The 25,568-nt window shown below is 36.6% G+C and carries 26 protein-coding genes; 13 read left to right on the plus strand and 13 right to left on the minus strand.

Annotation, left to right across the window (positions count from 1 at the left end; translation table 11 throughout):
• Positions 1-6 precede the first annotated feature (6 nt).
• Positions 7-777: a PASTA domain-containing protein gene (locus ACZZZC_RS12430; RefSeq protein WP_463482325.1), complete on the minus strand. Its 771-nt coding sequence runs from the start codon at positions 775-777 to the stop codon at positions 7-9.
• A 213-nt stretch (positions 778-990) separates the two neighbouring features.
• Here ACZZZC_RS12430 and ACZZZC_RS12435 point away from each other — a divergent pair, with 213 nt between their 5' ends.
• The 3 genes from ACZZZC_RS12435 to ACZZZC_RS12445 all read left to right on the plus strand — a co-directional run bounded on the left by ACZZZC_RS12435 (position 991) and on the right by ACZZZC_RS12445 (position 3,055).
• Entirely contained in the window at positions 991-1,977 is a 987-nt protein-coding gene (locus ACZZZC_RS12435; RefSeq protein ID WP_463487349.1) for a D-alanine--D-alanine ligase, read from the plus strand.
• Between the two features lie 6 nt (positions 1,978-1,983).
• Entirely contained in the window at positions 1,984-2,574 is a 591-nt protein-coding gene (locus ACZZZC_RS12440) for a Crp/Fnr family transcriptional regulator (protein ID WP_463482327.1), read from the plus strand.
• An 85-nt stretch (positions 2,575-2,659) separates the two neighbouring features.
• Positions 2,660-3,055, plus strand: coding sequence for a DUF983 domain-containing protein (locus ACZZZC_RS12445; RefSeq protein ID WP_463482328.1), 396 nt, complete (start codon positions 2,660-2,662; stop codon positions 3,053-3,055).
• A gap of 36 nt (positions 3,056-3,091) precedes the next feature.
• Here the strand turns inward: ACZZZC_RS12445 and ACZZZC_RS12450 are convergent, their stop codons facing one another.
• The 7 genes from ACZZZC_RS12450 to ACZZZC_RS12480 form a co-directional block, all read right to left on the minus strand.
• The gene (locus ACZZZC_RS12450) at positions 3,092-3,616 is read right to left on the minus strand and encodes a nuclear transport factor 2-like protein (RefSeq protein WP_463482329.1); all 525 of its coding nucleotides are present in this window, start codon (positions 3,614-3,616) and stop codon (positions 3,092-3,094) included.
• Positions 3,617-3,698: 82 nt separating this feature from the next.
• Complete coding sequence (locus ACZZZC_RS12455; protein WP_463482330.1) at positions 3,699-4,154, minus strand: hypothetical protein; 456 nt, start codon at positions 4,152-4,154, stop codon at positions 3,699-3,701.
• Positions 4,155-4,967, minus strand: a complete 813-nt coding sequence (locus ACZZZC_RS12460) for a copper homeostasis protein CutC (protein ID WP_463487350.1) — start codon at positions 4,965-4,967, stop codon at positions 4,155-4,157. It lies immediately after the preceding gene.
• Positions 4,968-5,006: 39 nt separating this feature from the next.
• A complete protein-coding gene (locus ACZZZC_RS12465; RefSeq protein ID WP_463487351.1) occupies positions 5,007-5,909 on the minus strand; it encodes a YegJ family protein in 903 nt (300 codons plus the stop codon).
• 48 nt (positions 5,910-5,957) lie between these two features.
• Positions 5,958-6,992, minus strand: a complete 1,035-nt coding sequence (locus tag ACZZZC_RS12470; RefSeq protein ID WP_463487352.1) for a N(4)-(beta-N-acetylglucosaminyl)-L-asparaginase — start codon at positions 6,990-6,992, stop codon at positions 5,958-5,960.
• A 58-nt stretch (positions 6,993-7,050) separates the two neighbouring features.
• Complete coding sequence (locus ACZZZC_RS12475; protein ID WP_265798728.1) at positions 7,051-7,854, minus strand: nitrilase family protein; 804 nt, start codon at positions 7,852-7,854, stop codon at positions 7,051-7,053.
• 22 nt (positions 7,855-7,876) lie between these two features.
• Positions 7,877-9,022 carry a methionine aminotransferase gene (locus ACZZZC_RS12480; RefSeq protein WP_463487353.1) on the minus strand — a complete coding sequence of 382 codons (1,146 nt, stop codon included), beginning with the start codon at positions 9,020-9,022 and terminating at the stop codon, positions 7,877-7,879.
• A gap of 325 nt (positions 9,023-9,347) precedes the next feature.
• Between ACZZZC_RS12480 and serC the strand changes: the two genes are divergently transcribed.
• Both serC and ACZZZC_RS12490 read left to right on the plus strand, forming a co-directional pair.
• A complete protein-coding gene (gene serC / locus ACZZZC_RS12485; RefSeq protein WP_463487354.1) occupies positions 9,348-10,421 on the plus strand; it encodes a 3-phosphoserine/phosphohydroxythreonine transaminase in 1,074 nt (357 codons plus the stop codon).
• 93 nt (positions 10,422-10,514) lie between these two features.
• Positions 10,515-11,465, plus strand: a complete 951-nt coding sequence (locus ACZZZC_RS12490; protein ID WP_463487355.1) for a D-2-hydroxyacid dehydrogenase — start codon at positions 10,515-10,517, stop codon at positions 11,463-11,465.
• A gap of 177 nt (positions 11,466-11,642) precedes the next feature.
• On the opposite strand, the gene ACZZZC_RS12495 is transcribed toward ACZZZC_RS12490, so the two are convergent.
• Together ACZZZC_RS12495 and ACZZZC_RS12500 are read right to left on the minus strand one after the other, a co-directional pair.
• A complete protein-coding gene (locus ACZZZC_RS12495) occupies positions 11,643-12,170 on the minus strand; it encodes a hypothetical protein (RefSeq protein WP_463487356.1) in 528 nt (175 codons plus the stop codon).
• A gap of 236 nt (positions 12,171-12,406) precedes the next feature.
• Entirely contained in the window at positions 12,407-13,186 is a 780-nt protein-coding gene (locus tag ACZZZC_RS12500; protein WP_056848893.1) for an SAM hydrolase/SAM-dependent halogenase family protein, read from the minus strand.
• A 103-nt stretch (positions 13,187-13,289) separates the two neighbouring features.
• Between ACZZZC_RS12500 and ACZZZC_RS12505 the strand changes: the two genes are divergently transcribed.
• From ACZZZC_RS12505 to ACZZZC_RS12525, 5 genes are all read left to right on the plus strand, one after another.
• Positions 13,290-14,249, plus strand: coding sequence for a PhoH family protein (locus tag ACZZZC_RS12505; protein ID WP_265798733.1), 960 nt, complete (start codon positions 13,290-13,292; stop codon positions 14,247-14,249).
• Positions 14,250-14,397: 148 nt separating this feature from the next.
• Complete coding sequence (locus ACZZZC_RS12510) at positions 14,398-14,676, plus strand: hypothetical protein (RefSeq protein WP_463482338.1); 279 nt, start codon at positions 14,398-14,400, stop codon at positions 14,674-14,676.
• A gap of 123 nt (positions 14,677-14,799) precedes the next feature.
• Positions 14,800-15,744, plus strand: coding sequence for a phosphoribosylaminoimidazolesuccinocarboxamide synthase (locus ACZZZC_RS12515; RefSeq protein ID WP_463482339.1), 945 nt, complete (start codon positions 14,800-14,802; stop codon positions 15,742-15,744).
• A gap of 35 nt (positions 15,745-15,779) precedes the next feature.
• Positions 15,780-16,157 (plus strand): STAS domain-containing protein, encoded by a 378-nt coding sequence (locus ACZZZC_RS12520; RefSeq protein ID WP_056848896.1) that lies wholly within the window; start codon positions 15,780-15,782, stop codon positions 16,155-16,157.
• Positions 16,158-16,226: 69 nt separating this feature from the next.
• Complete coding sequence (locus tag ACZZZC_RS12525; protein WP_463482340.1) at positions 16,227-17,132, plus strand: ribonuclease Z; 906 nt, start codon at positions 16,227-16,229, stop codon at positions 17,130-17,132.
• A gap of 177 nt (positions 17,133-17,309) precedes the next feature.
• Here the strand turns inward: ACZZZC_RS12525 and ACZZZC_RS12530 are convergent, their stop codons facing one another.
• From ACZZZC_RS12530 to ACZZZC_RS12540, 3 genes are all read right to left on the minus strand, one after another.
• Positions 17,310-18,263 (minus strand): MlaD family protein, encoded by a 954-nt coding sequence (locus ACZZZC_RS12530; protein WP_056848898.1) that lies wholly within the window; start codon positions 18,261-18,263, stop codon positions 17,310-17,312.
• A 170-nt stretch (positions 18,264-18,433) separates the two neighbouring features.
• Positions 18,434-19,210 (minus strand): N-acetylmuramoyl-L-alanine amidase family protein, encoded by a 777-nt coding sequence (locus tag ACZZZC_RS12535; protein WP_463487357.1) that lies wholly within the window; start codon positions 19,208-19,210, stop codon positions 18,434-18,436.
• A 20-nt stretch (positions 19,211-19,230) separates the two neighbouring features.
• Entirely contained in the window at positions 19,231-20,094 is an 864-nt protein-coding gene (locus tag ACZZZC_RS12540; protein ID WP_463486268.1) for an N-acetylmuramoyl-L-alanine amidase family protein, read from the minus strand.
• 74 nt (positions 20,095-20,168) lie between these two features.
• Between ACZZZC_RS12540 and ACZZZC_RS12545 the strand changes: the two genes are divergently transcribed.
• The 3 genes from ACZZZC_RS12545 to ACZZZC_RS12555 are packed head-to-tail and all read left to right on the plus strand — an operon-like array spanning position 20,169 to position 25,481.
• The gene (locus tag ACZZZC_RS12545; protein WP_463482342.1) at positions 20,169-22,826 is read left to right on the plus strand and encodes a putative LPS assembly protein LptD; all 2,658 of its coding nucleotides are present in this window, start codon (positions 20,169-20,171) and stop codon (positions 22,824-22,826) included.
• A 4-nt stretch (positions 22,827-22,830) separates the two neighbouring features.
• A complete protein-coding gene (locus ACZZZC_RS12550; protein ID WP_463482343.1) occupies positions 22,831-24,084 on the plus strand; it encodes a competence/damage-inducible protein A in 1,254 nt (417 codons plus the stop codon).
• Positions 24,085-24,131: 47 nt separating this feature from the next.
• On the plus strand, positions 24,132-25,481 hold the full coding sequence (locus ACZZZC_RS12555) for a dihydrolipoamide acetyltransferase family protein (RefSeq protein ID WP_463482344.1): 1,350 nt from the start codon (positions 24,132-24,134) through the stop codon (positions 25,479-25,481).
• The last annotated feature ends 87 nt before the right edge of the window (positions 25,482-25,568 follow it).

The following is a 25,568-nucleotide window of genomic DNA, read 5'->3' on the forward strand; positions in this document are numbered from 1 at the left end:
TGTATCTTATTGTTCTTTATTCGAAAGCGTAATGTTAATTCTTGTTCCGATAGCTACTTTTGTTACCGAATCGGCTGGCATGGGGTCTTGTTTGGTGATTACTGCATTTGCACTGTCGATAATGTTGCCCTCGTACATAATATCTCCCAAACTTAGGTTCGACCCTTTTAAGCTGAACTTAGCCTCATCAACAGTTAAGCCAACCAATTGCGGCACATCAACTTCCTGACTTCCTCTACCATCTCCCAATACCAAATTGATTCTCGATCCTACAGGGATAATATCGCCGGCTGCAATGGCAGAGCCGCCGAACGAAGCTTCTAAAACTACATCTTTACTCACGTCCGGTTTGTACGTAGTATCACCAAGTTTTAATCTGGAACTTTCAATAATAGCCTGTGCTTCTCTTAGTGTTTTAAAAGCAATATCAGGAAATTTAGTATTAGGCGTTTTACCTGCGTTTATAGTTAAATAAATTGTTCTGTTGTCCTTAACAAAGGTGTTAGGGTCAGGATCTTGGTCGATTACAATCCCGGCAGGCTGATCCAGGATAAAAACAGAATCTACCTCGTATTTTAAACCTACATCTTCCAGTTTTTTTACCGCTTGATCAAATGATAATCCCTTAACCATTGGTACATTTAATCCCTGACCATGTTTGGTATAATACCTTAAACTAAAAAAAGCGATAAGTAGTAGTACAACCACTGTGATTACGGCAGCTAAAATATTGTTTCTAAAGCTTTTGGTTTTTAAATAATCTATAAATTTAGACATGAATCTTTAATTCTGGTGTTAAGCGTATAAACTCAAATGTAGTTAATTTAATTTTTGAAAGCATTTTGCAAACAATCGGGTTCATTGCTTTGAGCAAATATAATACCATCAATTATCAATTCTCTGGATCAAAATTAAACAATGCGCAAAGATATTTATATTTTTGATGATATAATTACGATCAAATTCTATTTACAAATAAGGATTTTAAAGATGAAGAAAACTATTGCGTTGTTAACAGGCGGTACCACAGGCGAATGGGTTGTTTCTGTAAAAAGTGCAGCAACTATTGCTCAAAATATCGATGCCGATTTGTATGATGTTTATAAAATAATGTTAAACGATAAGGGATGGTTTTACGAACCTGCAGATTCTGTTAAAATAGATATTGATAAAAATGATTTCTCTCTAATGTTAGAGGGTCGTAAAATTAAATTTGACGGCGTATTCATTGCCATACACGGATCGCCGGGCGAGGACGGGAAACTGCAAGGATATTTCGATATGTTGGGGATACCTTACACCACTTGCGATGCCTTAACTTCATCGATAACGATGAATAAAGGTTATACTAAAGCAATCGTTGAGGGCATCGATCATTTATATACTGCAAGATCGATTCAGATTTTTAAGAATGGCAATTATAACATCAACCAAATTAAGGAAGACTTAAGGTTGCCCTATTTTGTAAAACCAAATAGTGGTGGAAGTAGTATCGGAATGAGCAAGGTGAAACATGCTGATGATCTGGAAATGGCGCTTGAAAAAGCATTTGCTGAAGATACACAAGTGCTAATAGAAGAATTTGTGAGTGGTAGAGAATTTTCTATCGGCGTGTATAGCGCTAAAGGCGAAATCACGGTTTTACCTACTACAGAAGTGATTCCAGCAAACGAATTTTTTGATTTTGAAGCCAAATATACGCCAGGCGCAACTCAGGAAATCACGCCAGGATATATGAACGATGAAGAATATGATCGAGTTCATCAAATCGTAAAAAGCGTTTATTCAAAATTAAATTGTAGGGGAGTAGTGCGGATCGATTATTTTTTGGAAAACGAAACAGGAAATTTTTATTTTATTGAAATCAACACTATTCCAGGGCAAACTGCTACCAGTTTTATTCCGCAACAGGTTGCTGCCATGGGCATAACGTTAAAGCAATTTTACACCAATTTAATGAAAGAAACATTGGGTTAGTGCTTCATGGATATTCAACAACTTATTGAGCACGGTTTTGCAATAAAGGTTTATCCGAAAGATGCGCCTATTTATGAACCAGGAATGTTACCACGCTATGTCTATTTTATCAAATCTGGCGAAGTTAGGATGGTCACGGTAAGCGAAGATGGGAAAGAATTTATTCAGGGAATTTTTAAAACGGGACAATACTTTGGTGAACCTGCTCTAATCATAAATAGGAAGTATTTAGCTTATACCATTGCAAATAAAGAATCGGAGATTATTCTGGTTGGAAGAAAGCAATTTTTCGACTTAATTGAAACGATACCAGGTTTCAGCATCAATCTTATTCAAACGCTAAGCAACAGGTTGTTTTACAAATCAATGATGCTGGAAGAACTGGCCAATGAAAAAGCAGAACACCGGTTATTAACCATCATAAATTACCTTCTAAACGATATTGAAGTTGGTGATAGTTTGAAAGTAACCAGACAAGATTTAGCCGATATGACCGGTTTGAGGGTAGAAACGGTTATTAGAGAAATCAAAATTTTGTCTGGTAAAGGATTAATTGAAGTTAAGCGGGGAAAGATTATTCGTCCTGATATAAAATAGATTTGCAACCACATTCCGAAACATGATGTAGATCATAATTTGCATATTTATAATAATGTAAATTTGTACATTAATAATATTAAGTATGGCAGAGTTATCTAAATTTCAAGCATTTATAAATTGTAAATGCCCTCGTTGCCGACAAGGTGATATATTTACCGGAAGCGCTTACTCGTTTAAGTTGCAAAAAACAAATATCAACTGCCCGGTTTGTAACTTAAAATTTGAGCGTGAGCCTGGTTTTTTTTATGTAGCAATGTTTGTGAGCTACGCTATGAATGTAGCTGAGATTATTACTATCGGAGTGGCAGCCTATGTTTTAGGTCTAGAACTTATCTACGAAAACCTTTGGTTTTATGTTGGGGTAATTTTATTTGGCGTATTTTTATGCTCTCCAATAAACTATAGATATTCAAGGGTAATTTTACTCCATTATTTAACACCCGGTTTGCATTATGTTCCCGGAAGTGGAAATAAATAGTCATAAAAAAAGCTCCAATTTTTTGGAGCTTTTTTGTTACATTTTCATCGGGTGCTGCACATATTCTGATAAACCTTGTACCTTCCCATCTTTGATTTTGAAATCGTTATACAATTGAATGGTATCGATTTTTCCATCTTTTGTGGCAGTTACTTGTTTATACCATAAGCTCACCCATTCTTCTGTCTTATCTCTATTGATTACAGATGCCATATCCTCCATCTCAATTTTGAAGCTGCTCATCTTGGCAAATTCTCCTTGGATTTGATTTAGAAATTGTGCCTTTGTTCCTTTAAATTTGTAGCCATCCAAATTAAACCAAACACTATCTGCAAGCAGTTTCCCCATCGCAGTAGTATCCATATTTTCAAAAGATTTAATCGTACTAAGGGCAATGACACCATTTTTACTGTCTTTATTCATTTCCCAGCCTTGTTGTTTTTTAAAGGTATAAGGATATTTCGTAGTGTCTGCTGAGTCAGCTTCAGTAGTTTTTGCGTCTTTATTTTGGCATGCTGCAAAAAATAACGCCATTAGCAATAGAGATGAGATTTTTTTCATAACAAATTAATTTAGTTTAGGTATTTAAATATACTAAATATCTGAAGACTGAATGATTGAAATTGAATTTTGTAAAACAGCTTTACACTTTTGCAGTAGAATATTTCATTCTGATTAAACTAACCAACACATTAATAAGAGGAAGGATTTGAATGATGATGAACGTAAGTATAAGTTTGTGGAGCGTCCTTTGATGATTCAATATGTAATCCATCGATCCAGCATCAGTCATTTCTATTAATGCCAATGACTTGTGGAATGAATGGCTAATCCACATTGCAAAAAATGGTAATACTATTGATAGAATGATATGTAGCCATGTTAAGAGTTTAATGGAAAAATATTTCTTTAGATACTTATAAAGTGCAGCGAATATCAGCAGAAGCCCACAAATGAATGCCACAATTAATGTGTAATCAATAAAAAAATAAGTGTCGGCTAAATTGATTTCTATCTTTTCATGCACAAAAACAATCGAGATTAAATAAAGCAATGCTGCAAACAATAAAACTTTATGTGGTTTAAAACTTGCTACCATTTAATTTCTGTTGATTTCGTCAACCAGCTCTTTCACTTTCTTCACTGAAGTTAATTCGTATTGATATTCGTCTGTAATACTTCCCATTTTTGTTTCTGTATTACGAAATTGCATTTTGCTAGGTACATAATTCTTGCAGGAAGCGTGGAACTGTTTGGCCCCGGTACTTTGGATTAACTCCTGAATATTAGTGATGTTTATTCCTGCCCCGGGCATAATTGAAATTCTGCCATTTGCTTGTTTAACTAAATTTGCCAAAGTTTCTGCACCCGCTCTCGCTGATGTAGCGCCACCCGACGAAAGCACACGGACAATTCGCAGATCAATTAAATCCTCCAGTGCCTGGTGCATATCGTTACACATATCAAAAGCCCTGTGGAAAGCCACTGGAAGGGGATTAGCCAAGGTCATAAGTTCGCTGCATCTTTTTTTATCAATGCTTCCATCAGCCTTAAGTATCCCAATAACAACACCATCGCAACCTAATGATTTGCAATTTTTTATATCTTCTTTCATTAACTCAAACTCGAAGTCAGAATAGAAAAAATCACCCCCGCGAGGTCGGATGATTGGCCAGATTTCAATTTGTAGATTTCTCTTGGCCAAAGCAATTTGAGCATAACTGGGTGTTGTGCCACCTTCGGCAAGGTTATCACACAATTCTACTCTTATTGCACCACCAAGTTGTGCGTTCAATGCCGATTCGTATCCGTTAGCACAAACTTCAAGGCCCCAAATGTCTACAGGGTCATTTGAAAATTCATTTTTAAACTCATCAATTCCTGAATTGGAACTTGAATTTATATCGTTCATAATAAGTGTCAATTTATTTAGATGAGCAAAAAATGTCTGCTAGTCCTCTTGTTGCTCCCCATCAGCAGGTTTGGTGCTTACTGGTCCTAATACTTTCCATCCATTGGATGATTTATAAGTACTCAGCTGTTGAAAAGATTTTCCATTATCCGGATACCAACATATTTCTGTGATGATCCAATGCGTTTCACTTACTATCTGTCTTTCTGGGAAAGCATTTTTAATTTGCGAGAAATCGGGGAAACCGTGTTCCTCGATGCTTTTGATAAAGGACAACTTTAAAACTTCAGCCGTTTTTTCGATGATTTCTTCGTCAAGTTCAATATTTATTCCACCAAGCATAGTCCTTGCTTCTTCATAAAAATCTTTACAATCAACGGCAGCGTCTATATCTTTATTACTGTACGCTTCTTCAAGCGATAAGATTGCGCCTTCGGGTGTGTCTCTATTAATCTTGAAGTAATCAACGCCTTCATCGATATATAAACCGATACTCTGATCAAATGCAGGCTGTTCATTTGCTGGAATACCTTCTCTAATTGCCCGAATGGTGTAGCCGCCGATTAGCTTTCCACCTTCAATAATCATCCAATCTGAAATCAAATCACGCTCAATTCCAATTTTCTGATTTAGCTTTACCGTGTTCACATCAACAGGTTCATTCCCAACTGTACCATACAAATTTCCTTCGGCATCAAAATGTGGGTCAATTAACCAGATGTGTTCACCCTTATCACCATCCACAATCTTCACTTTAATGGAGAAATACGCTTGTTCAGGTTTTGGATTTTCTAAGCTGTCTTCGAAGTACCAAAGTGTTAAATTGGCCTTTTCAATTGCCCAGTTCATGCGCTCATCTTCGTTAGCCACATAAACCAAATCAGGTTCGCCTTTACGTTCTTCGACATTCTTTTTGCCGAAAATTTTAGAGAGTAATCCCATAATATATCTTTAGATTTATAATACTTGTTTTGGGATGATTTTAAATTATTAGTAATAGCTTTTTCCTTTGATTAATAAATCTTGCTTTTCGGCGTTGCAAACCGCGTAACTAAATCCTTGCTGAATAGCGTAAGCGCCGTACTCACCTTTTTTATTTATGGCCAGGAACCCAACCTGAATATTTTTTGCAGTTTCAGGTTTCTTTTTGATAATACGCATCACGGCCTCTTTACAAGCGGCTTCGGGTGTATAACCCTGTCGCATTAACTCAACCACCAAAAACGAACCAACATTTCTTACAACTTCTTCTCCAACACCTGTTGAAGTGGCACCACCAACCTCATTATCTACATAGAGCCCAGCTCCAATAATTGGGCTATCGCCAATTCTACCATGTAATTTATACGCCATGCCGCTTGTTGTACAGGCACCAGAAATATTTCCTTTGCTATCAATGGCCAACATTCCAATGGTATCGTGATTGTACTGGTTGCCTGGTAATTTCTGTGGAGCTGCCTTTTCGTACAGCATATTTTCGATATTCATCACCGGCTCGTACTTCGCAGTCTTTAACCAATCTTTCCAGGCCTTTTCGCTCGATGGGGTAAGTAAATTTTCTTTTTTAAAACCTTGTTCCAAAGCAAACTGTAAAGCACCATCACCAGCGAGCATTACATGAGGCGTTTTTTCCATTACTTTTCTAGCAACAGAAATTGGATGTTTGATATGCTCCAGCGCTAAAACTGCTCCACAATTGCCATTTTCATCCATAATACAAGCGTCAAGCGTTACTTTGCCATCTCTATCGGGCAAGCCACCATAACCTACAGATTGATTTTTTTCATCAGCCTCTGGTACCCAAACGCCCTGTTCTACTGCGTCTAATGCTTTGCCACCTTTAGATAAGACCTTCCACGCATCTGCATTTGCTGCAATTCCAAAATCCCAGGTCGAAATCACAATAGGGAGATTAGTAGCTTTTTCTTTATGAGACGGAATGGCATCAGCCATGCTGGTTTTATCGAGAACGAGTAAACCTGCAGAAAGGGTAGATGCTTTTATAAATTTGCGACGGTTGAACATGTTGAGGTTAATTACTAATGTTTGACTTTTTTTGACGAGTTATTTTTTTGTAAAATAGTTAAGTGATAGAAAATTGATCAGCATCCTTTAGGAAAGGAAATTGCCTTCTAATTTTTACCAATTCCTCATAATTAATGGTTACCGTATACATGTCTTCATCTTCTGGTTTGTAATATACGGTGCTGCCATAAGGATCGATTACCATGGAATGCCCGCCATGATAAATCTGATTTCCATCGTGACCAACACGATTAACACCTATAACGTAACTTTGATTTTCAATGGCTCGAGCCGGAATTAATGCCCTCCAATGCGCCGAACGTTTATCTGGCCAGCTGGCCACAATAAGTAATATATCATATTCCTCATTAACGTTGCGTAACCAAACAGGGAACCGCAAATCGTAGCAAACCGCTAATCTAATTTTCCAGCCTTTAAGTTCGACAATAAGTTTATCCTTACCAGCAGTAAAATTTTTATCCTCTTCGCCTAAACCAAATAAATGCCGCTTATCATAATATTTATAATCGCCGTTTTGTTCCATCCAAATTAAACGATTATAGTAATTTCCATTCTCTTTAATGATAAGACTTCCCGTAATCACACAATTATATTGATAGGCTGTTTTTTGCATCCATTGCATGGTAAAACCGCCCATTTCCTCGGCCAGGGCCTCCGAGTTCATGCTAAAACCACTGTTAAACATTTCGGGTAAAATGATTAAATCTGTCTTTTCCCGAACGCCCATTGATAATCTCAGGGCAAGGTTTTGTAGGTTTTTTTCGATGTTTTCCCAAAATAGATAAGCCTGGAAAATAGTGACTTTCAGGTTTTCTATTTGAGTGTAAACAGGTGTATCCATATATGTTTATTTTACGGGATGATTAAACATTTTTTAACTTTTCTGCAGCCGAAGCTAGCGTAGCATTTTCTTTTGCAAAACAAAATCTAATAATCTTGTGATCGGTTGATTTTTGATAGAATGCTGAAACAGGGATGGTGGCAACGCCAAACTCCTTAATTAGCCTCATGCTGAAATCTACATCCTTTTCATCGCTGATATTACTATAACTTACACATTGAAAATAGGAACCGTTGCAAGGAAGTAACTGCAATCGGCTAGAAGCCAGTAGCTTTCTAAAGTAATCTCTCTTTTCCTGAAAAAATTTGCCAATACCTAAATAATGTTGGGGTTTTTGAAGGTAGTTAGCGATAGCTTGTTGCATAGGGCTATTAACGCTGAAAACATTAAATTGGTGTACTTTCCTGAATTCTTTTGTAAGCACCTCGGGCGCCAAGCAGTAACCTAATTTCCAGCCGGTAGCATGTAAAAGTTTACCGAAAGACGCGATAACGAAGCTCCGCTCACGCAATTCCGGAAAAAGCATTACGCTTTGATGTTTCTGCCCATCATAAATTAAATGTTCATAAACCTCGTCGCTCAAAATCAGAATATCCGTTCCGTTAATTAATTTGATCAACGATTTCATATCGTCCGTTGATAAAATGCTGCCAGTGGGATTGTGAGGTGAATTTAAAATAATCATTCTGGTACTGGAAGTAAAAAGCTTCTTCACCATTTCCCAATCAATAGTATAATTAGGTGGGTCCAGTTCATAAGTTTTTACTAAGCCTCCCAAAAGTTTAATAGTAGGAGCATAGCTGTCATAAGCGGGCTCAAAAATAATTACCTCATCACCAGTATTGATTATTGCTGCAAGCGCAGTAAATATAGCTTGCGTACCGCCAGCGGTAACGGTTATTTCTGTATCAGGGTTATATTTAATGTTGTATAGGGTCTCGACTTTTTCGGCAATAGTTTCTTTAAGTAAATTATTACCAGGCATTGGGGCATATTGGTTGAAACCATCTTTCATAGCTTTGTTAACCAAGTCTGTCAGTACAGGGTCGCAAGTATAATCAGGAAAACCTTGTGATAAATTAATGGCATTATGCTCTGCTGCAAGTTTAGACATTACCGAGAAAATGGTAGTGCTTACACCAGGAAGTTTCGATTGTATATTCAACATGTTATAAGCGAAAATAGTAAAAAAAACATTAAATGTGTTAAACGGGATAGGGTAGGTAAAACTTAAAACCTTTAATTGGTCTCGTCAAACGTTTCCGGTAATAGCAATCCTTTAAACAACCGGAGGATGTTTTATAGTAATGTCTAAGAAAATTCTACTCGTTTGAGATTAAGGCTAAACATCGTTTTACAAATTGCCAATACAGCAATAAATCAGCTTATATGGCTCGATTTTTTAACAAAATGTGATTTTTTTGGATAAGATTTTTTAGGCATAACTGCTTTAAAAATTTTACATTTACCGCCATAATCATTTATATAATAAGATGAAGCATAATTTCGGCGCAGGCCCTTGTATTTTACCTCAAGAAGTGTTTAAACAAGCTGCACAGGCAGTTTTAGATTTTAACGATGGATTATCAATTTTAGAAATTTCGCACAGAACAACTGAATTTGAGGCAGTTGTTGCTGAAGCTGACAAGTTGATTAAAGAGTTATTAAATGTGCCATCGGGTTATTCCGTTTTATTTTTGCAAGGCGGTGCAAGTTTGCAATTTGCAATGGTACCCATGAATTTATTGGGCGATGGACAAACAGCAAGCTACCTAGATTCGGGTGTTTGGGCTACGAAGGCTTTAAAGGAAGCTAAATTTGTAGGAAATGTGAATGTTATTGCATCATCCAAAGATTCGAATTATACTTTTATTCCAAAAGATTTCGAAATCCCTGCTGATAGTGCTTACTTTCACTATACTTCGAATAATACCATTTATGGTACTGAATTATTCGATGTTCCTGAAACGAGTGTTCCAATCGTTTGCGATATGTCATCGGATATCATGAGCCGCGTAATTGATGTATCGAAGTTTGATTTAATTTATGCGGGTGCACAAAAGAATGTCGGTCCTGCAGGTTTAACCATTGTGATTGTTAAAGATGAGATTTTAGGCAAAATCGATCGTAAAATTCCTTCAATGCTAAACTATCAATCTCATATTGATAATGGTTCGATGTACAATACGCCTCCGGTTTTTTCAGTGTACGTTTCATTATTAAACCTTCGTTGGTTAAAATCGAAAGGTGGCGTTGCAGAAATCGAAAAAGAGAACAAGCAAAAAGCCGAAGCACTCTACAGAGAAATTGACAGAAACCCATTGTTTAAAGGTACCTGTGCTGTAGAAGATCGTTCTAAAATGAATATTTGTTTCGTAATGGAAAACCCTGAACTGGAAAAACCATTCCTAAAGTTTGCAGAAGAACAAGGGATTATTGGTATTAAAGGACACAGAAGTGTTGGTGGTTTCCGAGCATCGATGTATAACGCACTTCCTATTACCAGCGTTCACGCTTTAATTGATGCAATGCAATCATTCGAAGAAAAACAAGCAAAATCAAATTAAGATTTAAATTATACCGCAGATAAGCTAGGGTAGGTACATTTCTGTTATTAGGATCTGTATAATCTAAAAATCTGTGTAATCATAAAAGTAACAATGATTAAAATATTAGCAAACGATGGGATAGACCCAATCGGAAAAGAACTACTAGAGAAAGCAGGTTTTCAGGTTGATACCGAAACCATTCCTCAAGATCAATTGGCTGAAGCTTTAAAAAGCTATGATGCCATTACGGTTCGTAGCGCAACGAAAGTTAGAAAAGAGTTAATTGATGCTGTTCCAAATATCAAATTGATTGGTAGAGGCGGCGTTGGTATGGATAATATTGATGTTGAATATGCCCGTAGTCAAGGAGTTGCTGTGGTAAATACGCCAGCTGCATCTTCATTATCAGTAGCCGAATTGGTTTTCTCTCACTTGTTTACGGGAATAAGATTTTTGCAAGACGCAAATCGTAAAATGCCTGTTGAAGGATCTACTCAGTTTAACAACCTCAAAAAAGCTTATGCAAAAGGAACTGAGTTAAGCGGAAAAACAATCGGAATTATAGGTTTCGGTCGCATTGGTCGTGCAACGGCAAAAGTGGCTTTAGGTTTAGGGATGAATGTTTTAGCTTACGATTTGTTTCCATCAGAATCTGAAATTACTTTGGAGTTTCAGGGCGGAAAATCGGTAAGTATTCCGATAAAAACAGTTTCACTAGATGAAGTAATTGCTGGTAGTGATTTCTTAAGCTTGCACACACCATTTGCTGATAAACCAATTTTAGGTGCAGAAGAGTTCGCTAAAATGAAAAATGGTGTAGGAATCGTAAATTGTTCTCGTGGAGGAACTATCGATGAACCGGCTTTAATCGAAGCCTTAAATTCAGGTAAAGTTGCTTTCGCTGGTTTAGATGTTTTTAATAACGAACCGACACCTTTGGCAGAAATCTTAACTCACCCGAAAATTTCATTGACACCACATATTGGTGCATCAACTAACGAAGCGCAAGAACGTATTGGTACGGAATTGGCGACTTTGATTATTGAGCACTTTAAGAAGTAAATATGACTCAAACCTCGTAGGTTTTTCAAAACCTACGAGGTTTTATGTATTTAATCCAAAGCTTTCGTCAACACCCAATAGCGGTATCCCAATATCGCTTTCTGAAAAGTGGTCAATTTATTCGGATCCTTTTTTATTAAACTTGGCAAGATTGCATTATTTATCTTTACCAAAACTTTAAATACTGCCTTTCTCATACTTTTTATATCGCTGTAGTTTCTTATTGAAGAAGTAAAATCCGCCAGCCATTATCAGAATTAAGAATATGATAAAATAGGTTGATAAACCTCCACCATTTTTTTTGGACAGATCGCTGTTTAGTTTTTCGTTTTGATCTTGAAGTTTCTTAATGGTTAACATATAGTTTTCAATTCTTTCTTGTGAATTGTCGGCTACAGCAACCTTCTTTTGATTCTCCAGATCCTTGTAATCCATTAAAACCTTCAGCTCTTTAAAAATATTATTGTCCGTCAGTACAACCTGGCGTAGAATTTCATTTGAATTCTTTATATCTTTTTTGGTTTGCCAGCCGAATATTCCTGTGCGTTGATTTAAACTTTCGTCATATTGACCAAACTTTGCACTTCTTTCTGCAAGCAGTGAATTAACCTTAACGCGTTGAGCTGCATAAGATGCTGTATCTTGTTGAGCAAAAGTTTGAAAACTTATGAATAGGATGGAGAGTAAATGATAATATTTCTTCATGTGGTAATAAACGTGAAAAGAGTAGAAGTTGTTTGAACGCTTTGTTTATTGGTTTATTTGTCATCAGTTCATTGGTTTGCAACGTGGTATTTTGCTTTCGTCATTGCGAGGCACGAAGCAATCTTACAACAATGGTTACACAAAACGTATTTAGATTGCTTCGTTCCTCGCAATGACGGCCGTTCAGGTATGGCGTGCGTGCTAACTTCAGCTTCGTTCTTTAATCTTTCATCTCTTTAAGGATGGAATTCAACTCTAACGATATCGCCAAGGTGCAAACCGAGCAAACCGCTGGCTTTACCTTTGTTGATTGCAATTTCTAGGTGGTTACTAATTCCAAACAAGCATAGCTTTTCTCCTTCCTGAACTTCGTTGTAATGCCAGCTTAACTGGGTGATGGTTTCGCTCTTTCTAAAATACAATGTAAAATCGCGATTCTTCTGAATTCTGGTAAAAAGGTCTTTCGTGATGTTGGTAATTACGTTACAAAAAGTATCGATGTAAACTACACTCCCACGAATGATATCACGCTCAATAACAGGATGTAAAAGCATCTTCTGCTCAATTTCTGCTACAGGTAAACCGATATCTTTTAATTTCCCACCTTTTGCCAAATGCGTCGCAGCTTTCACAAAAATATCTACCAGTGGGAAGTGAAGATATTTCAAATCCTGCATAATATTTAGTTCTACAACATCTTCCGGAACATCATCAAAAAGCAATGAAAAAATACCATTATCAGCGCCAACGAAATAATGATCACGGTGTTTAACAGCAATATATTTGGTGTTTTCACTGTAAACCGAATCTATTCCAATTAAGTGTACCGTATTCTTCGGGAAATATGGATAAGCATTTTTTAAAACGAATGCAGCATAAGAAATATTAAAAGATGGAACTTCATGGGTAATATCAACTAAATTAACGTTAGGCATAAGACTTAACAGACTACCTTTAAGGGCGCTCTGGTAAAAATCTTTTGAACCTAAATCTGTTGTTAAAGTAATTATACCCATTAAAAATTCGTTATTATTGCTTATTCTTGTGTAGAGGCGTAAGCGTCTGCAAATATTCAAATTTTAATTAATATACCCCGATAACTTTTTAAAATACTACAGTTTGAACGAATTAAAATTAACTCTGGATACCGTAAATCCTGCTCACTTTTGGGGGGCAAATAACGAGAATTACGAAATGATTAAAGGTGCTTTCGCTAAATTAAAATTGGTAGCGAGAGGGAGCGATGTTAAGGTTCTCGGTGATGAACAGGAGCTTAAGGCATTCGAAGAGAAGTTTAACCAGCTGGTGGCTCACCTTGAAAAATATAGCTCATTAACCAATAATGATGTTGAATCTATTCTAGGAGCAAAAGCTGCCGGCGTTGCAAAGAAAGATGTAGAGCAACCAACTGGCGGCGGCGGCGAGGTGATTGTTTTCGGCACTAACGGCTTGTTGGTGAAAGCAAGAACGGCTAACCAGCGCAGAATGGTAAGCAGTATTGCTAAAAACGATATTCTTTTTGCCATCGGTCCGGCTGGAACTGGTAAAACCTACACTGCGGTTGCGCTGGCTGTGAGAGCGCTAAAAAACAAAGAAATTAAGCGGATCATTTTAACTCGACCTGCGGTTGAGGCAGGAGAGAACCTCGGTTTTTTGCCTGGAGATTTGAAAGAAAAAATCGATCCTTATTTACGTCCGCTTTACGATGCCTTGGATGATATGATTCCGGCAGAGAAGCTAAAGTTTTATATTGAAAATAGAACCATCGAAATTGCGCCATTAGCTTTTATGCGTGGCCGAACATTAGATAATTGCTTTGTGATTTTAGATGAAGCGCAAAATGCGACAGATATGCAGTTGAAAATGTTTTTAACGCGTATGGGGCCGACGGCTAAGTTTATTGTCACAGGTGATGTTACGCAAGTCGATTTGCCAAAAAAACAAATGTCTGGCTTGTTTAATGGATTAAGGATTCTTGAAGATATTAAAGGAATCGATATCATTTACCTAAGCGGTGAAGATGTTGTCCGTCATAAATTGGTTAAAGACATATTGAAAGCCTACGGCGATATTCAGTAAGATCGAGGTTGCGAAGGTGGTCTTCACCCTGAATTTAGTTCAGGGGCTTGATAGCATGAAAGGTGCTCAAATAAATTCGGCATGACAATGAGGAAAAGCTTGATGTTATCTGTTCTCTTCCAATAAAACTTCAGTTAGATTTAATTTTATGGAAACTATTAGTCTTCAAAATGATTTAAAATTTTCGTTTGAGAAATTGCCTTACACCATCAGACTAATCATTTCAAAAGATGACGAAGAATGGGTATGTCGAAAGGAAAAGCTTAAAAAGCTTTTTGAATTTGCAGAAACTCAGGATGAGCATCTTTTCAAAGGAAGACTGCAACTATTCAAATCAGAAGATAAAGTTAATATTAAAGTTAAAAACGAATTTGTCGCAACGGTTTTAAAAGACGACTTTATCAGAATATTAAACAGATTGAAATAATTTAAACCTGATAGCCAACCGAGCTATCAGGTTTTTTAATTACTATATTTTTAACTCTCGACTCCAGACTTTCCGACTTCGTACTCCAGACTTTCAAGACTTTTTTACTATTTTTATCGCCTCATGAAAGCACAAAAAGAAACAAACTTCAAATTTCCAAATCAGAGCAATTTTTATAAAGGTAAAGTACGCGATGTGTACACCATAGCTGATAAATTAATGGTGCTGGTCGTTTCAGACCGGATCTCTGCATTTGATGTAGTTTTACCCGAAGCCATTCCATTCAAAGGTCAGGTTCTAAACCAAATTGCAGCCAAATTCTTATCTGCAACACAGGATATCGTTCCAAACTGGGTTTTAGATGTTCCAGATCCAATGGTAACCATCGGCCGTATTTGCGAACCTTTTAAAGTAGAAATGGTAATAAGAGGGTATTTGGCAGGTCATGCCTGGCGTGAATACAGTGCAGGAAAACGTTCTGTTTGTGGCGTTTCTTTGCCCGACGGCCTAAAGGAAAATGATAAACTGCCTCAGCCAATCATCACCCCAACAACTAAAGCATCTGTTGGTCACGATGAAGATATTTCAAGAGAAGATATCCTTGCAAAGGGAATTGTATCATTGGCTGACTATGAAAAGTTGGAAGAATATACTTACGCTCTATATCAGCGTGGAACAGAAATCGCGGCGAAAAGCGGATTAATTTTAGTCGATACTAAATATGAATTCGGCAAAGCTGATGGCGTAATCTACTTAATTGATGAAATTCATACTCCAGATTCGTCACGTTATTTCTATGCCGATGGTTACGAAGATCGTCAAAAAGCCGACGAACCTCAAAAACAACTTTCTAAAGAGTTTGTGCGGAAATGGTTGATCGAAAATGGCTTTCAAGGTAAAGATGGTCAGGTTATTCCAGAAATGACTCCCGAGATTGTTAATTCAATCTCAGAACGATACATAGAACTTTATGAGCATATTGTTGGAGAAAAGTTTGTGAAAGCTGATGCTGATTCTATTTCAAGTCGTATAGAAAGCAATGTTACGAAGGCTTTGGAAACGCTTTAAATTTTTATACATTAGTAAAATAAAGATTAGAAGAGATGAAATTTTCAGTTGACAAACACGATAAATACGTAACCTTAAAGTTAAAAGAACCTAAGTTTACAAATGATAATTCACCAGGTTTAAAATCTGAATTATATTTACTTAATGCAGAGGGTTTTAAGAATATCATTGTTGATTTGAGCCATGTAAAAGAATGCACTGATGCGCAGGATTTAAGTTGCTTATTAGTGGGTGACAGACTTTGCAAATCTGCTGGTGGATTATTTATCGTAACTGGTATCAATGATGAAATTGCACCAATTATAGAATTATCAAACATATTTCAATCTGTAACGTTTGTTAATACATTAGAGGAAGCTACTGATTTCATCTTTATGGATGAATTGGAAAAAGAGTTCAGAGGCGCAAAATAACTTACTTATAAATACAACACTGGCCTCGTAGTTTTCAAAAACCTACGAGGCTTTTTATATCAATAGAATATGAAATTTGAGATTACAATTCTTGGAAGCAGTTCGGCAACTCCTGTTTTTAATAGGAATCCATCAGCGCAGCTTTTAAATTGTAATGAAAAATTTTATTTAATTGATTGTGGTGAAGGTACACAACAGCAGCTCACTAAGTACAATTTAAAAGCGGCAAGAATCGACCATATTTTCATTAGCCATTTGCATGGCGATCATTATTTTGGTTTGATCGGTTTACTTTCTAGTTTGCATTTAAACGGCCGGACAAAGTCCATGCAAATTTTCGGACCGAAACCACTTTTAGAAATTCTAGAGATTCAGTTTAAGTACTCAGATACGATTTTAAGATATCCGTTAGAATTTTTTCCCATCGAAGCAGACGTATCAAAGCAAATATTTGAAAATCAAGATTTGATTGTGGAGACGATTGTACTCAATCATCGCATTCCGACAACAGGTTTTATTTTTAAGCAAAAGCCAAGACAACGTAAGCTGATTAAAGAGAAAACAGATGAGATTCCGATGGCTTATTACACTGCCTTGAAAAAAGGAGTTGATGTTGAATTGCCTGATGGACAGATTTTAAAAAGTGAAGACTATACTACGCCTGCAGATCCGCCTAGATCTTATGCTTACTGTTCTGATACCAGGTATGACGAACGCTACTTTTCTAGTATTAAAGGCTGTGATACCTTATATCATGAAGCTACCTTTATGCACGAGCTTTTAGATAGGGCAAATGAAACTCACCACACTACTGCGTTGCAAGCAGGAGAGGTGGCTAAAATTAATGGCGTGGAGAAATTACTGATTGGTCATTTTTCATCGCGATATAAAACGCTTCAGATGTTATTGGAAGAAACCCAATCTGTTTTCGAAAATACTGAGCTAGCCATTGAGGGAAGAACCTTCCAGTTGTAAACCAAAAGAATTTTTTAAACCTTATAGCAGCGGTATCCTTTTAACTTTTTCTGTTAAAAGATTTAGCGGAAAGAAGGAACGAGCTTAAATATTTGTACTTCAATTGTTTTTCTAAATATTTTCAACGAAAAAAGCCTTGCAACTTAAAATTGCAAGGCTTCTCACTTATAGAATAGACTATTTGTCCTTTTTGTTTCCACCACCAAATACAGAGAAATGAACGTAGCGCTTAGGATTTGCTTTTAGATCTATCATCAACTCATCCAGATTTTTAGATGCATTATTTAAGTTTTGATACATTTTATCATCATTTAATAATAATCCCAAACTTCCTTTTCCATCTTTAATACCAGAGATAACGCTTTGTAAGTCGGCAATAGCATTATTAGCATTATCTAATGTTTGTTTAAAATTAGCAGCAGCAAACTTATCTGTAACGGTATTTATATTGGTTAGTATGTCACTAATTTTTTGATTGTTATTGTTTAAGTTGGCAGTAATACCTTCAACATTTTTAAAAATAGCCTCTATGCGGGCACTTTCTGATCCTACTAAACCATCAACCTTTTTAGAAGTTGTTTCTAATGATGCAAGTGTTCCTGCAATACTATTAAAGCTTTTGTCAACATTTTTCTGGAAATTCGGATTTAAGATAGAATTCACGCTACTTAAAATGGAGTCCATTTTTCCAATAATTAATTCTGCTTTCTTCTGTACAGGTTGAACTTGTTCCATCAAGCCTTTTTCTACGTTGGCATTTAATGTGTAGCCATCTTCAGCCATTTTTTTTGAGTTACCTAACGACATTACAATCGCCTTGCTACCTAAAAGGTCAGTTCCCTCTAATCGAGCAATACTATTTTCTGGAATATCATATTTGCTATTGATACTCAAAGTAGCCAAAATAGTTCCACCAGGTTCTAGCTGCAGTTTAGCAACCCGACCGATTTGGTATCCATTAATTAAAACAGGTTTAGAAACGGTTAAACCGTCTACTCTCGTATATCTTGCAAACAAGGTAGTTTCGCTAGAAAAAATGGAATTACCTTTTAAAAAATTGTATCCTATTATGAGTAAAGCGATGGCAAATGCTGCTAAAATACCTACTTTGGTTTCGTTTTTAATCTTCATGAGTGTTTATCTTTGACGGATACAAGCGGTAAAATTAGTAATTATTACTTGTCCGAGGCGTAATTCTTTAATTTATCGTGCAAATATATGTTGTTATTACATAATGCTTACACAGTTATTTTTGTTTGGTGAATAAGTGGTTTTATACCATTTAAAAACTAATTCTACTATTATTTTACCTCAACAGATTTTTTGTAGCTCTTAATTGCAGCCAATATCGAATCTGCAATTTCATTCTGACCTTTTTCAGAGTTGATGTATTTCTCTTCTTCTTTATTCGATATAAACCCAACTTCAGTTAACACGGCTGGCATTCCACATCTTTGAAGCACCAAAACTCCCTGTTCTTTAACCCCCCGGCTTGCTCTTTTATCTCTGCTGATGTAACTTGTTTGAATGAGTTTCGCAAATTTAATGCTTTTATCTCGAAACGTATTTTTTAGTAATGATAAAAGAATGAACGTCCCCGGATTATTTGGATCGTAACCATCGTATTTGCTTTTATAGTTTTTCTCTAGTTTGATATCGGCATTTTCTCTAATCGCAGCATCTTGTTCCTTTAATCTATGCGATCCTGCAACAAGTGTTTCGGCACCTTTTATGTGTTTATTTCCAGGAGGCATCGAATTGCAATGAATGGAGATAAAAAGATCAGCATTGGCATCATTGGCAATTTCAGCCCGTTTATATAAGTCCACATCAACATCCTTCGTTCGGGTATAGATTACTTTAACGTCTGGTAATTCTGCCTTTAACTTTGCGCCTAATTTAAGGGCAACTTTTAATGCAATAGCTTTTTCGGTAGAAAAACTTCCAGATGCACCGGGCTTTTTACCTCCATGACCAGGGTCGATAACAATTGTCTTAATTTTATATCCTTGAGCAATGGAGTGGCTTGGGACGAACGGAAATGTTAAAAATAGAAAGGCTAGAAGTTTGATCTTCATTTTGATAGGGATGGGGTAGATTAGAAAGATGTTTCGGCAATACGTTTATAGTTTTTAATCGCTTTAATTATTCCATTAACAATTTCTGTTTGACCTTCTGCAGAGTTCATATAATCTTCCTCATCGGGATTACTTACAAAACCAATTTCAGTTAAAACTGCAGGCATTGATGCTCGTGCTAATACTGCCAAACTTTTTTCCTGCACGCCCCGGTTAATTCTGCCAGCATTGATATATTCTTGCTGTAAAAGCGACGCAAATTTTAAACTTCTTTCTCTATTGGTTTGTTTCATCAAAGAAAGCATAATGTCATTCTCAGGTGTATTGGCAATAAAACCTTCATAGTTTTTCTGATAATTATCCTCTAAAAACATCGAAGCATTTTCCCTTTTGATTACTTCATCTTGCTCTCCTAAACGGCCTGTGCCAGATACAAAGGTTTCCGTGCCCCGTGTAGAAGTACTTTTCGAAACGACAGAACGGTAAACAGGAACTTTTCTACCTTTAACTTTTTTATAATAATCAACCACTTTCGATACCCTTACCGGCATATCATTCAAGTGAATAGATATAAATAAATCAGCCTTTGCATTATTAGCGATGTTGATGCGTTCGTACAATGGAATGAAAACATCGGTTTGCCTCGTGTAAATTACTTTAATATCTTTAATACTATCTTGAAGTGCTTTACCCAAGTTAAGTGCTGTTTTTAAAGCAACATCTTTCTCTTTAGAATAAACACCATGCGTGGCGCCATCCTTTCCTCCATGACCAGCGTCGATTACGATTGTTTTAATTTTATATTCTTGCGCAAAGGCTTGATTATCAATTGTATTGAATAAAGCAAAACAAATAATAAATGTTAAAATGGTTTTAAGATACATCAATGGTATATTTTTCACTAATTTTGAACGTTTTTGATTAAACATTTGTGCAAAAATAACATTCAAATACGAATTTGAAACTTCTTACTAGCTCTATTTTACTAATTTCTGTCATTTTATTAACACATGGTGTTGGTAAAGCTAACGCATTTTCTTCTTTTTCATTGCAACAAATCATCCAGCAAGACACATCAAAAAGAGATACATCGAAAAAAGCATCTCCAAATAATAGTGGTTTGGATCAAAAAGTAGAGTACCGGGCCGATTCAGTTCGTTTCAGCAAGAACAAGAGTATCATATACATGTATGGAAACGCCAGGGTAAATTATGGCGACTTCGAACTCGATGCAGATTATATCCGTTACGATTCGCAAAATAAACTGATTTTTGCCAGTGGAAGAACGGATCCTAAAACCAATAGATACGTTGGTAAACCGATATTTAAATCCGGTACCGATGGTTCTGCAATAGCCGATTCACTTTATTATAATTCTGAAACTACTAAGGCAAAAGTTTACGGTGTATTCTCTGAGCAGGAGGGTGGCTTTTTCTCTGGCGGACAAAGTAAAAAACAAATTGATGATGAGTTGCACATTAAAAATGTAATGTACAGCACGTGCAACTTGCCTCATCCTCACTTCGGGATTTTGATTACAAAAGGTATTGCCACGGAAAAGCAGATTATAAGTGGACCAATGTACATGGTTTTTGAAGGTGTACCTACGCCAATAGGTTTACCATTTGCATTTTTTCCTAAACCAAATAAAAGAACTTCAGGCATAATTTTACCAAGCCCTGGAGAGGATGCAACACGTGGTTTCTTTTTACAAAATGGAGGTTACTACCTTGGTTTAAATGATTACTGGGACGCTAAATTGCTGGGAAGTATTTACACAAATGGTTCTTACGAGACCAATTTGACCAGTAACTACATCAAAAGATATAAATTTAGCGGAAACATAGGTATTAGCTACAACAGTGTAAAAAATGGTTTAGAGGGCACTGAAGCTTTTGAAAATCCTAACAAGGATTTTAGCATTAGATGGTCGCACTCACAAAACGCAAACGCCAACCCTGGAACAACTTTTAGTGCCAGTGTTAACGTTACTTCCAGTAGCTATTACACCAATAGTCCTGCTAATTTGAACTACGATTTAAATGCGATTGCAAACAATACCACCAATAGTAGTATTAGTTATTCTAAAACTTTTTCCAACAATATGAATTATTCGTTATCGATGACGAGTAATCAAACCTTGCGCACAAGGGATGTATCCATTAGATTGCCCGATGCAACTTTTAACGTGCCAACTTTTAGTCCATTCGATTCAAAAACTCGCGTGGGGGAGCAAAAATGGTATCAGAAAATTACCATTGGATATGCTTTGCAAGGAACGAATGCCATAGATACAAAGGATAGTTTATTGTTTCAAAACGATGGTTTAAAGCGGTTGAGATCTGGTTTCAGTCACAGCATTCCTATCAACATGTCGTTTACAGCCCTAAAATATCTAAACTTCTCTTTGGGTGGTAGCTATAACGAGGTTTGGAATTTTCAACATATCAATAAAAGATTTACCAGTTTCGATGATGGAACTTATACAGAAAGGATAGATACCCTTAGCGGTTTCAAACGGGCCGGAAGTTATAGTCTTTCTACCAGTATGTCTACCAAAATTTATGGTCAAAAGAAGTTTAAAAACCTGGGGAACATTATGGCTATGCGCCACGTAATTACACCTAACGTTTCATTTAATTATTCGCCAGATTTTACTAAAGCAGGTAGAGGTCCGTTTTTGGCTGCAATTGATCAAAATGGTAAAGAAATAAGAGATACTTATCAACAGCCGTTAACCTATTCTGTTTTTCAGGGGATGGCTTATCAAGGTTCTTTTCCTGGCAAAGCTGCCGCTATCGGTTTTGGTGTAGATAATACGGTGGAATTAAAAGTTAAATCGAGCAAAGATACCACTGGTACCGGAGAGCGAAAAATTCCAATTATTCAAGGTTTAAGTATTTCTGGTTCTTATAATTTTCTGGCTCCGAGAAATAAACTTTCTACCTTAAGTTTTAATGGTCGTTCTCAGTTTACAGATAAATTAGGAATTAACTACAATGGTACGTTCGATCCTTATGATTTGGATGAAAGTGTAGATCCTGTTACCGGACAAAGAACCTTTACGCGAAGCAATAATTTCACCCTGAGGAGAGGTGGCCGCTTAGCCCGACTAACTAACATCGGATTTTCATTCGATTACAGCTTAAATCCGGATGCCTTGAAAAAGAAAAATGAAGCCAATGATAAATTGAGCGAAACTGCAAAGGAAAAAGGCTTGTCGCCATTGCAATCAGAACAATTGGCTGCCATCAGCAGAGATCCAAATGCTTTTGTGGATTTCAATATTCCATGGAATTTCTCATTCTCTTACAGTTTTCAATACAGTAACGATTTTGGCGTAAGCACAACAAGTAATACGCTAAACTTCAACGGAGATTTTAATCTGACACCTAAATGGAAATTTACTTTCAATTCGGGTTACGATTTTCAAAATAATGGTCTAACACCAATGAACATAGGGATTTACCGTGACTTACATTGTTGGGATATGAGTGTGAATTGGGTTCCTTATGGTGCTTATAAGAGTTATTCCGTAACCTTAAAGGTTAAGGCCTCAATTCTTCAAGATTTAAAATTGAGCAAAAGACAAGGTTTCTACAATACATACCAGTAAAATTATGCTAGCTGAAATTATAACCATTGGCGATGAAATTCTCATCGGTCAAATTGTTGATACCAATTCGGCCTGGATGGCTAAACAATTAAATTTAATTGGCGTTTCGGTTAAACAGATTACATCAGTTTCTGATGATGAACAACATATTTTATCTGCATTAGCTGATGCTGAAACCAGAGCAGATATCATTTTAATAACCGGTGGTTTAGGTCCGACGAAAGATGATATTACCAAGAAAACTTTGGCTAAATATTTCAATATGGGTTTTAGAAACGATGCCGGAGCCTTAGAAATGGTTCGTCAGATTTTCGAGAAATTCAAACGCCCTTTGTTGGATATTAACATTCAGCAAGCTGATGTACCAGATGGTTGCGAAGTGATCGTTAATAAAAACGGAACCGCTCCATGCATGTGGTTTGAGCAGCACGATAAGATTTTTGTGTCAATGCCTGGAGTTCCGTACGAAATGATGTATTTAATGGACGATGAAGTATTACCAAGAATTAAATCCCGGTTTAAGTTACCGTCAATTGTACACAAAACTATTCTGACGGCTAATATTGGTGAATCCTTTTTAGCCAAGGAAATTGAAGAAATCGAAGATGGTTTGCCACCGCATATTAAGCTTGCGTATTTACCTAAATTAGGCCAGGTGCGTTTGCGTTTATCTGCAAAAGGCGATAATGAATTGGCTTTAAAGGCTGAAGTTGAAGTTTATGCTCAACAGATTATCACAAAAGTTAAAAAGTTTGTTGTAATTGATGAAGATCTCCCGCTCGAGCAGGCCATTCTCAATCTAATGAAATCGAAAGGTTTAACCTTATCTACTGCAGAAAGTTGTACTGGTGGCTATATTGCCCATTTGATTACTCAACATCCTGGCTGTTCATCTGTGTATTGGGGCGGAGCTGTGGCCTATGCCTACGAACTTAAAGAATCGATTTTGGGCGTGAAAGAAGTTACCTTATCTAAATTTGGTGCGGTGAGTGAAGAAACGGTTACCGAAATGGCCGAAGGAGCAATTAAACATTTCAAAACTGATTATGCTATTGCAGTAAGTGGTATAGCCGGACCAGATGGTGGTACCGAAGATAAGCCGGTTGGAACCGTGTGGATTGCGATTTCATCAAAGAATAAAACAGTTGCTAAAGTGTTTAATTTCAGTAATAAACGCCTTCAAAACATCGAACGTTCGGCAGCATCAGCATTAATGATGTTATTAAATCTACTTAGGGAAGACTTTTACAACGAATAAAAACTGTATTTTTGTCGCAATACCAATATATAATACTGTAATTTAATATGGCTCAATACGAACTATTGTTACCAAAAATGGGTGAAAGTGTTGCCGAAGCAACCGTAATTAAATGGGTAAAACAAATTGGAGATTCAATTGATTTGGATGACACAATTTTAGAAATTGCAACAGATAAAGTAGATTCTGAAGTACCTTCACCTGTTGCCGGTAAATTGGTAAAGCAATTATTTAAGGAAGATGAAGTTGCACAAGTTGGTGATGTAATTGCTATTATAGAAACTGCAGGTGGTAACGACGTTAAAACCGAAGAAGCTGCTCGACAAATGCCTGTTGTAGAAGAAGAACAACCTCAAGACATTCCAGGCTTAGCAGAATTACAGCAAGAAAAAACTTCTGAAGTGCAAGCTGATTTTGCTTCTTCAGACCGTTTTTATTCTCCTCTGGTAAAAAGCATAGCTTCTCAAGAAAATATTTCCATTGAAGAACTCGATTCAATAAAAGGCTCTGGTGCAGATGGCAGGCTCAACAAAGATGATTTATTAAATTATATCTCAAACAGAAACGGTGGGCAAGCGAATGCCTCACCAACCATTTCAAATGTTCCTAATCAGCCAGCTGCTGAACCTATTACCGCATCACAACAAGCACCGGTTGCAACTAAAACATCAACAACATCAGTCTCTGGTGGCGATGAAATTATTGAAATGGATAGAATGCGTAAACTTATTGCCGATCATATGGTGATGAGTAAAACGACATCTCCACACGTCACTTCATTTGTTGAGGCCGATGTGACGAATATGGTTTTGTGGCGCAACAAAGTGAAAAATACCTTTGAAAAACGTGAAAATGAGAAAATAACATTTACGCCAATTTTTGTTGAAGCTGTAGCAAAGGCCATTAAAGATTTTCCAATGATCAATGTTTCGGTTAACGGAACGCAAATTATCAAAAAACGCGATATCAATATTGGTATGGCAGCGGCTTTGCCAAGTGGAAACCTCATTGTTCCGGTGATAAAAAATGCCGATCAGTTAAATTTAGTTGGTTTAACAAAAGCCGTTAACGATTTAGCTGCAAGAGCCAGGATTTCAAAACTTAAACCGGATGAAACACAAGGTGGGACTTTCACATTAACAAATGTAGGTTCATTTGGAAACGTGATGGGTACACCTATTATAAACCAACCACAAGTTGCTATTTTAGCTGTGGGCGCCATTAAAAAGAAACCTGCAGTGTTAGAAACTGAACACGGGGATGTTATTGCAATTCGCCACATGATGTTCCTTTCATTGTCTTACGACCATAGAGTTGTGGATGGTTCGTTAGGAGGGATGTTTATTAGAAGAGTGGCTGATTACCTGGAAAACTGGGATTTTAACAGAGAGATTTAATTAAAATAAAAAGAAGTCAAGTTTTTCAAAGCTTGACTTCTTTAGTTTAAAACCAAATCACGTTAATTCTGTTTTTTGACTAACGAC

Source organism: Pedobacter sp. AC212, from assembly GCF_979258625.1.

Excerpts from the sequence above, each read along its gene's own strand:
- ACZZZC_RS12525 (WP_463482340.1), top strand. The coding sequence starts at position 16,227 with ATGAAATTTGAGATTACAATTCTTGGAAGCAGTTCGGCAACTCCTGTT.
- ACZZZC_RS12490 (WP_463487355.1), top strand. The coding sequence starts at position 10,515 with ATGATTAAAATATTAGCAAACGATGGGATAGACCCAATCGGAAAAGAA.
- ACZZZC_RS12430 (WP_463482325.1), bottom strand. The coding sequence starts at position 777 with ATGTCTAAATTTATAGATTATTTAAAAACCAAAAGCTTTAGAAACAAT.
- ACZZZC_RS12495 (WP_463487356.1), bottom strand. The coding sequence starts at position 12,170 with ATGAAGAAATATTATCATTTACTCTCCATCCTATTCATAAGTTTTCAA.
- ACZZZC_RS12455 (WP_463482330.1), bottom strand. The coding sequence starts at position 4,154 with ATGGTAGCAAGTTTTAAACCACATAAAGTTTTATTGTTTGCAGCATTG.
- ACZZZC_RS12445 (WP_463482328.1), top strand. The coding sequence starts at position 2,660 with ATGGCAGAGTTATCTAAATTTCAAGCATTTATAAATTGTAAATGCCCT.
- ACZZZC_RS12435 (WP_463487349.1), top strand. The coding sequence starts at position 991 with ATGAAGAAAACTATTGCGTTGTTAACAGGCGGTACCACAGGCGAATGG.
- ACZZZC_RS12515 (WP_463482339.1), top strand. The coding sequence starts at position 14,800 with ATGAAAGCACAAAAAGAAACAAACTTCAAATTTCCAAATCAGAGCAAT.
- ACZZZC_RS12550 (WP_463482343.1), top strand. The coding sequence starts at position 22,831 with ATGCTAGCTGAAATTATAACCATTGGCGATGAAATTCTCATCGGTCAA.
- ACZZZC_RS12450 (WP_463482329.1), bottom strand. The coding sequence starts at position 3,616 with ATGAAAAAAATCTCATCTCTATTGCTAATGGCGTTATTTTTTGCAGCA.
- ACZZZC_RS12555 (WP_463482344.1), top strand. The coding sequence starts at position 24,132 with ATGGCTCAATACGAACTATTGTTACCAAAAATGGGTGAAAGTGTTGCC.
- ACZZZC_RS12470 (WP_463487352.1), bottom strand. The coding sequence starts at position 6,992 with ATGTTCAACCGTCGCAAATTTATAAAAGCATCTACCCTTTCTGCAGGT.
- ACZZZC_RS12460 (WP_463487350.1), bottom strand. The coding sequence starts at position 4,967 with ATGAACGATATAAATTCAAGTTCCAATTCAGGAATTGATGAGTTTAAA.
- ACZZZC_RS12530 (WP_056848898.1), bottom strand. The coding sequence starts at position 18,263 with ATGAAGATTAAAAACGAAACCAAAGTAGGTATTTTAGCAGCATTTGCC.
- ACZZZC_RS12440 (WP_463482327.1), top strand. The coding sequence starts at position 1,984 with ATGGATATTCAACAACTTATTGAGCACGGTTTTGCAATAAAGGTTTAT.
- ACZZZC_RS12540 (WP_463486268.1), bottom strand. The coding sequence starts at position 20,094 with ATGTATCTTAAAACCATTTTAACATTTATTATTTGTTTTGCTTTATTC.
- ACZZZC_RS12510 (WP_463482338.1), top strand. The coding sequence starts at position 14,398 with ATGGAAACTATTAGTCTTCAAAATGATTTAAAATTTTCGTTTGAGAAA.
- ACZZZC_RS12500 (WP_056848893.1), bottom strand. The coding sequence starts at position 13,186 with ATGGGTATAATTACTTTAACAACAGATTTAGGTTCAAAAGATTTTTAC.
- ACZZZC_RS12520 (WP_056848896.1), top strand. The coding sequence starts at position 15,780 with ATGAAATTTTCAGTTGACAAACACGATAAATACGTAACCTTAAAGTTA.
- ACZZZC_RS12535 (WP_463487357.1), bottom strand. The coding sequence starts at position 19,210 with ATGAAGATCAAACTTCTAGCCTTTCTATTTTTAACATTTCCGTTCGTC.
- ACZZZC_RS12480 (WP_463487353.1), bottom strand. The coding sequence starts at position 9,022 with ATGTTGAATATACAATCGAAACTTCCTGGTGTAAGCACTACCATTTTC.
- ACZZZC_RS12475 (WP_265798728.1), bottom strand. The coding sequence starts at position 7,854 with ATGGATACACCTGTTTACACTCAAATAGAAAACCTGAAAGTCACTATT.
- ACZZZC_RS12465 (WP_463487351.1), bottom strand. The coding sequence starts at position 5,909 with ATGGGATTACTCTCTAAAATTTTCGGCAAAAAGAATGTCGAAGAACGT.
- serC (WP_463487354.1), top strand. The coding sequence starts at position 9,348 with ATGAAGCATAATTTCGGCGCAGGCCCTTGTATTTTACCTCAAGAAGTG.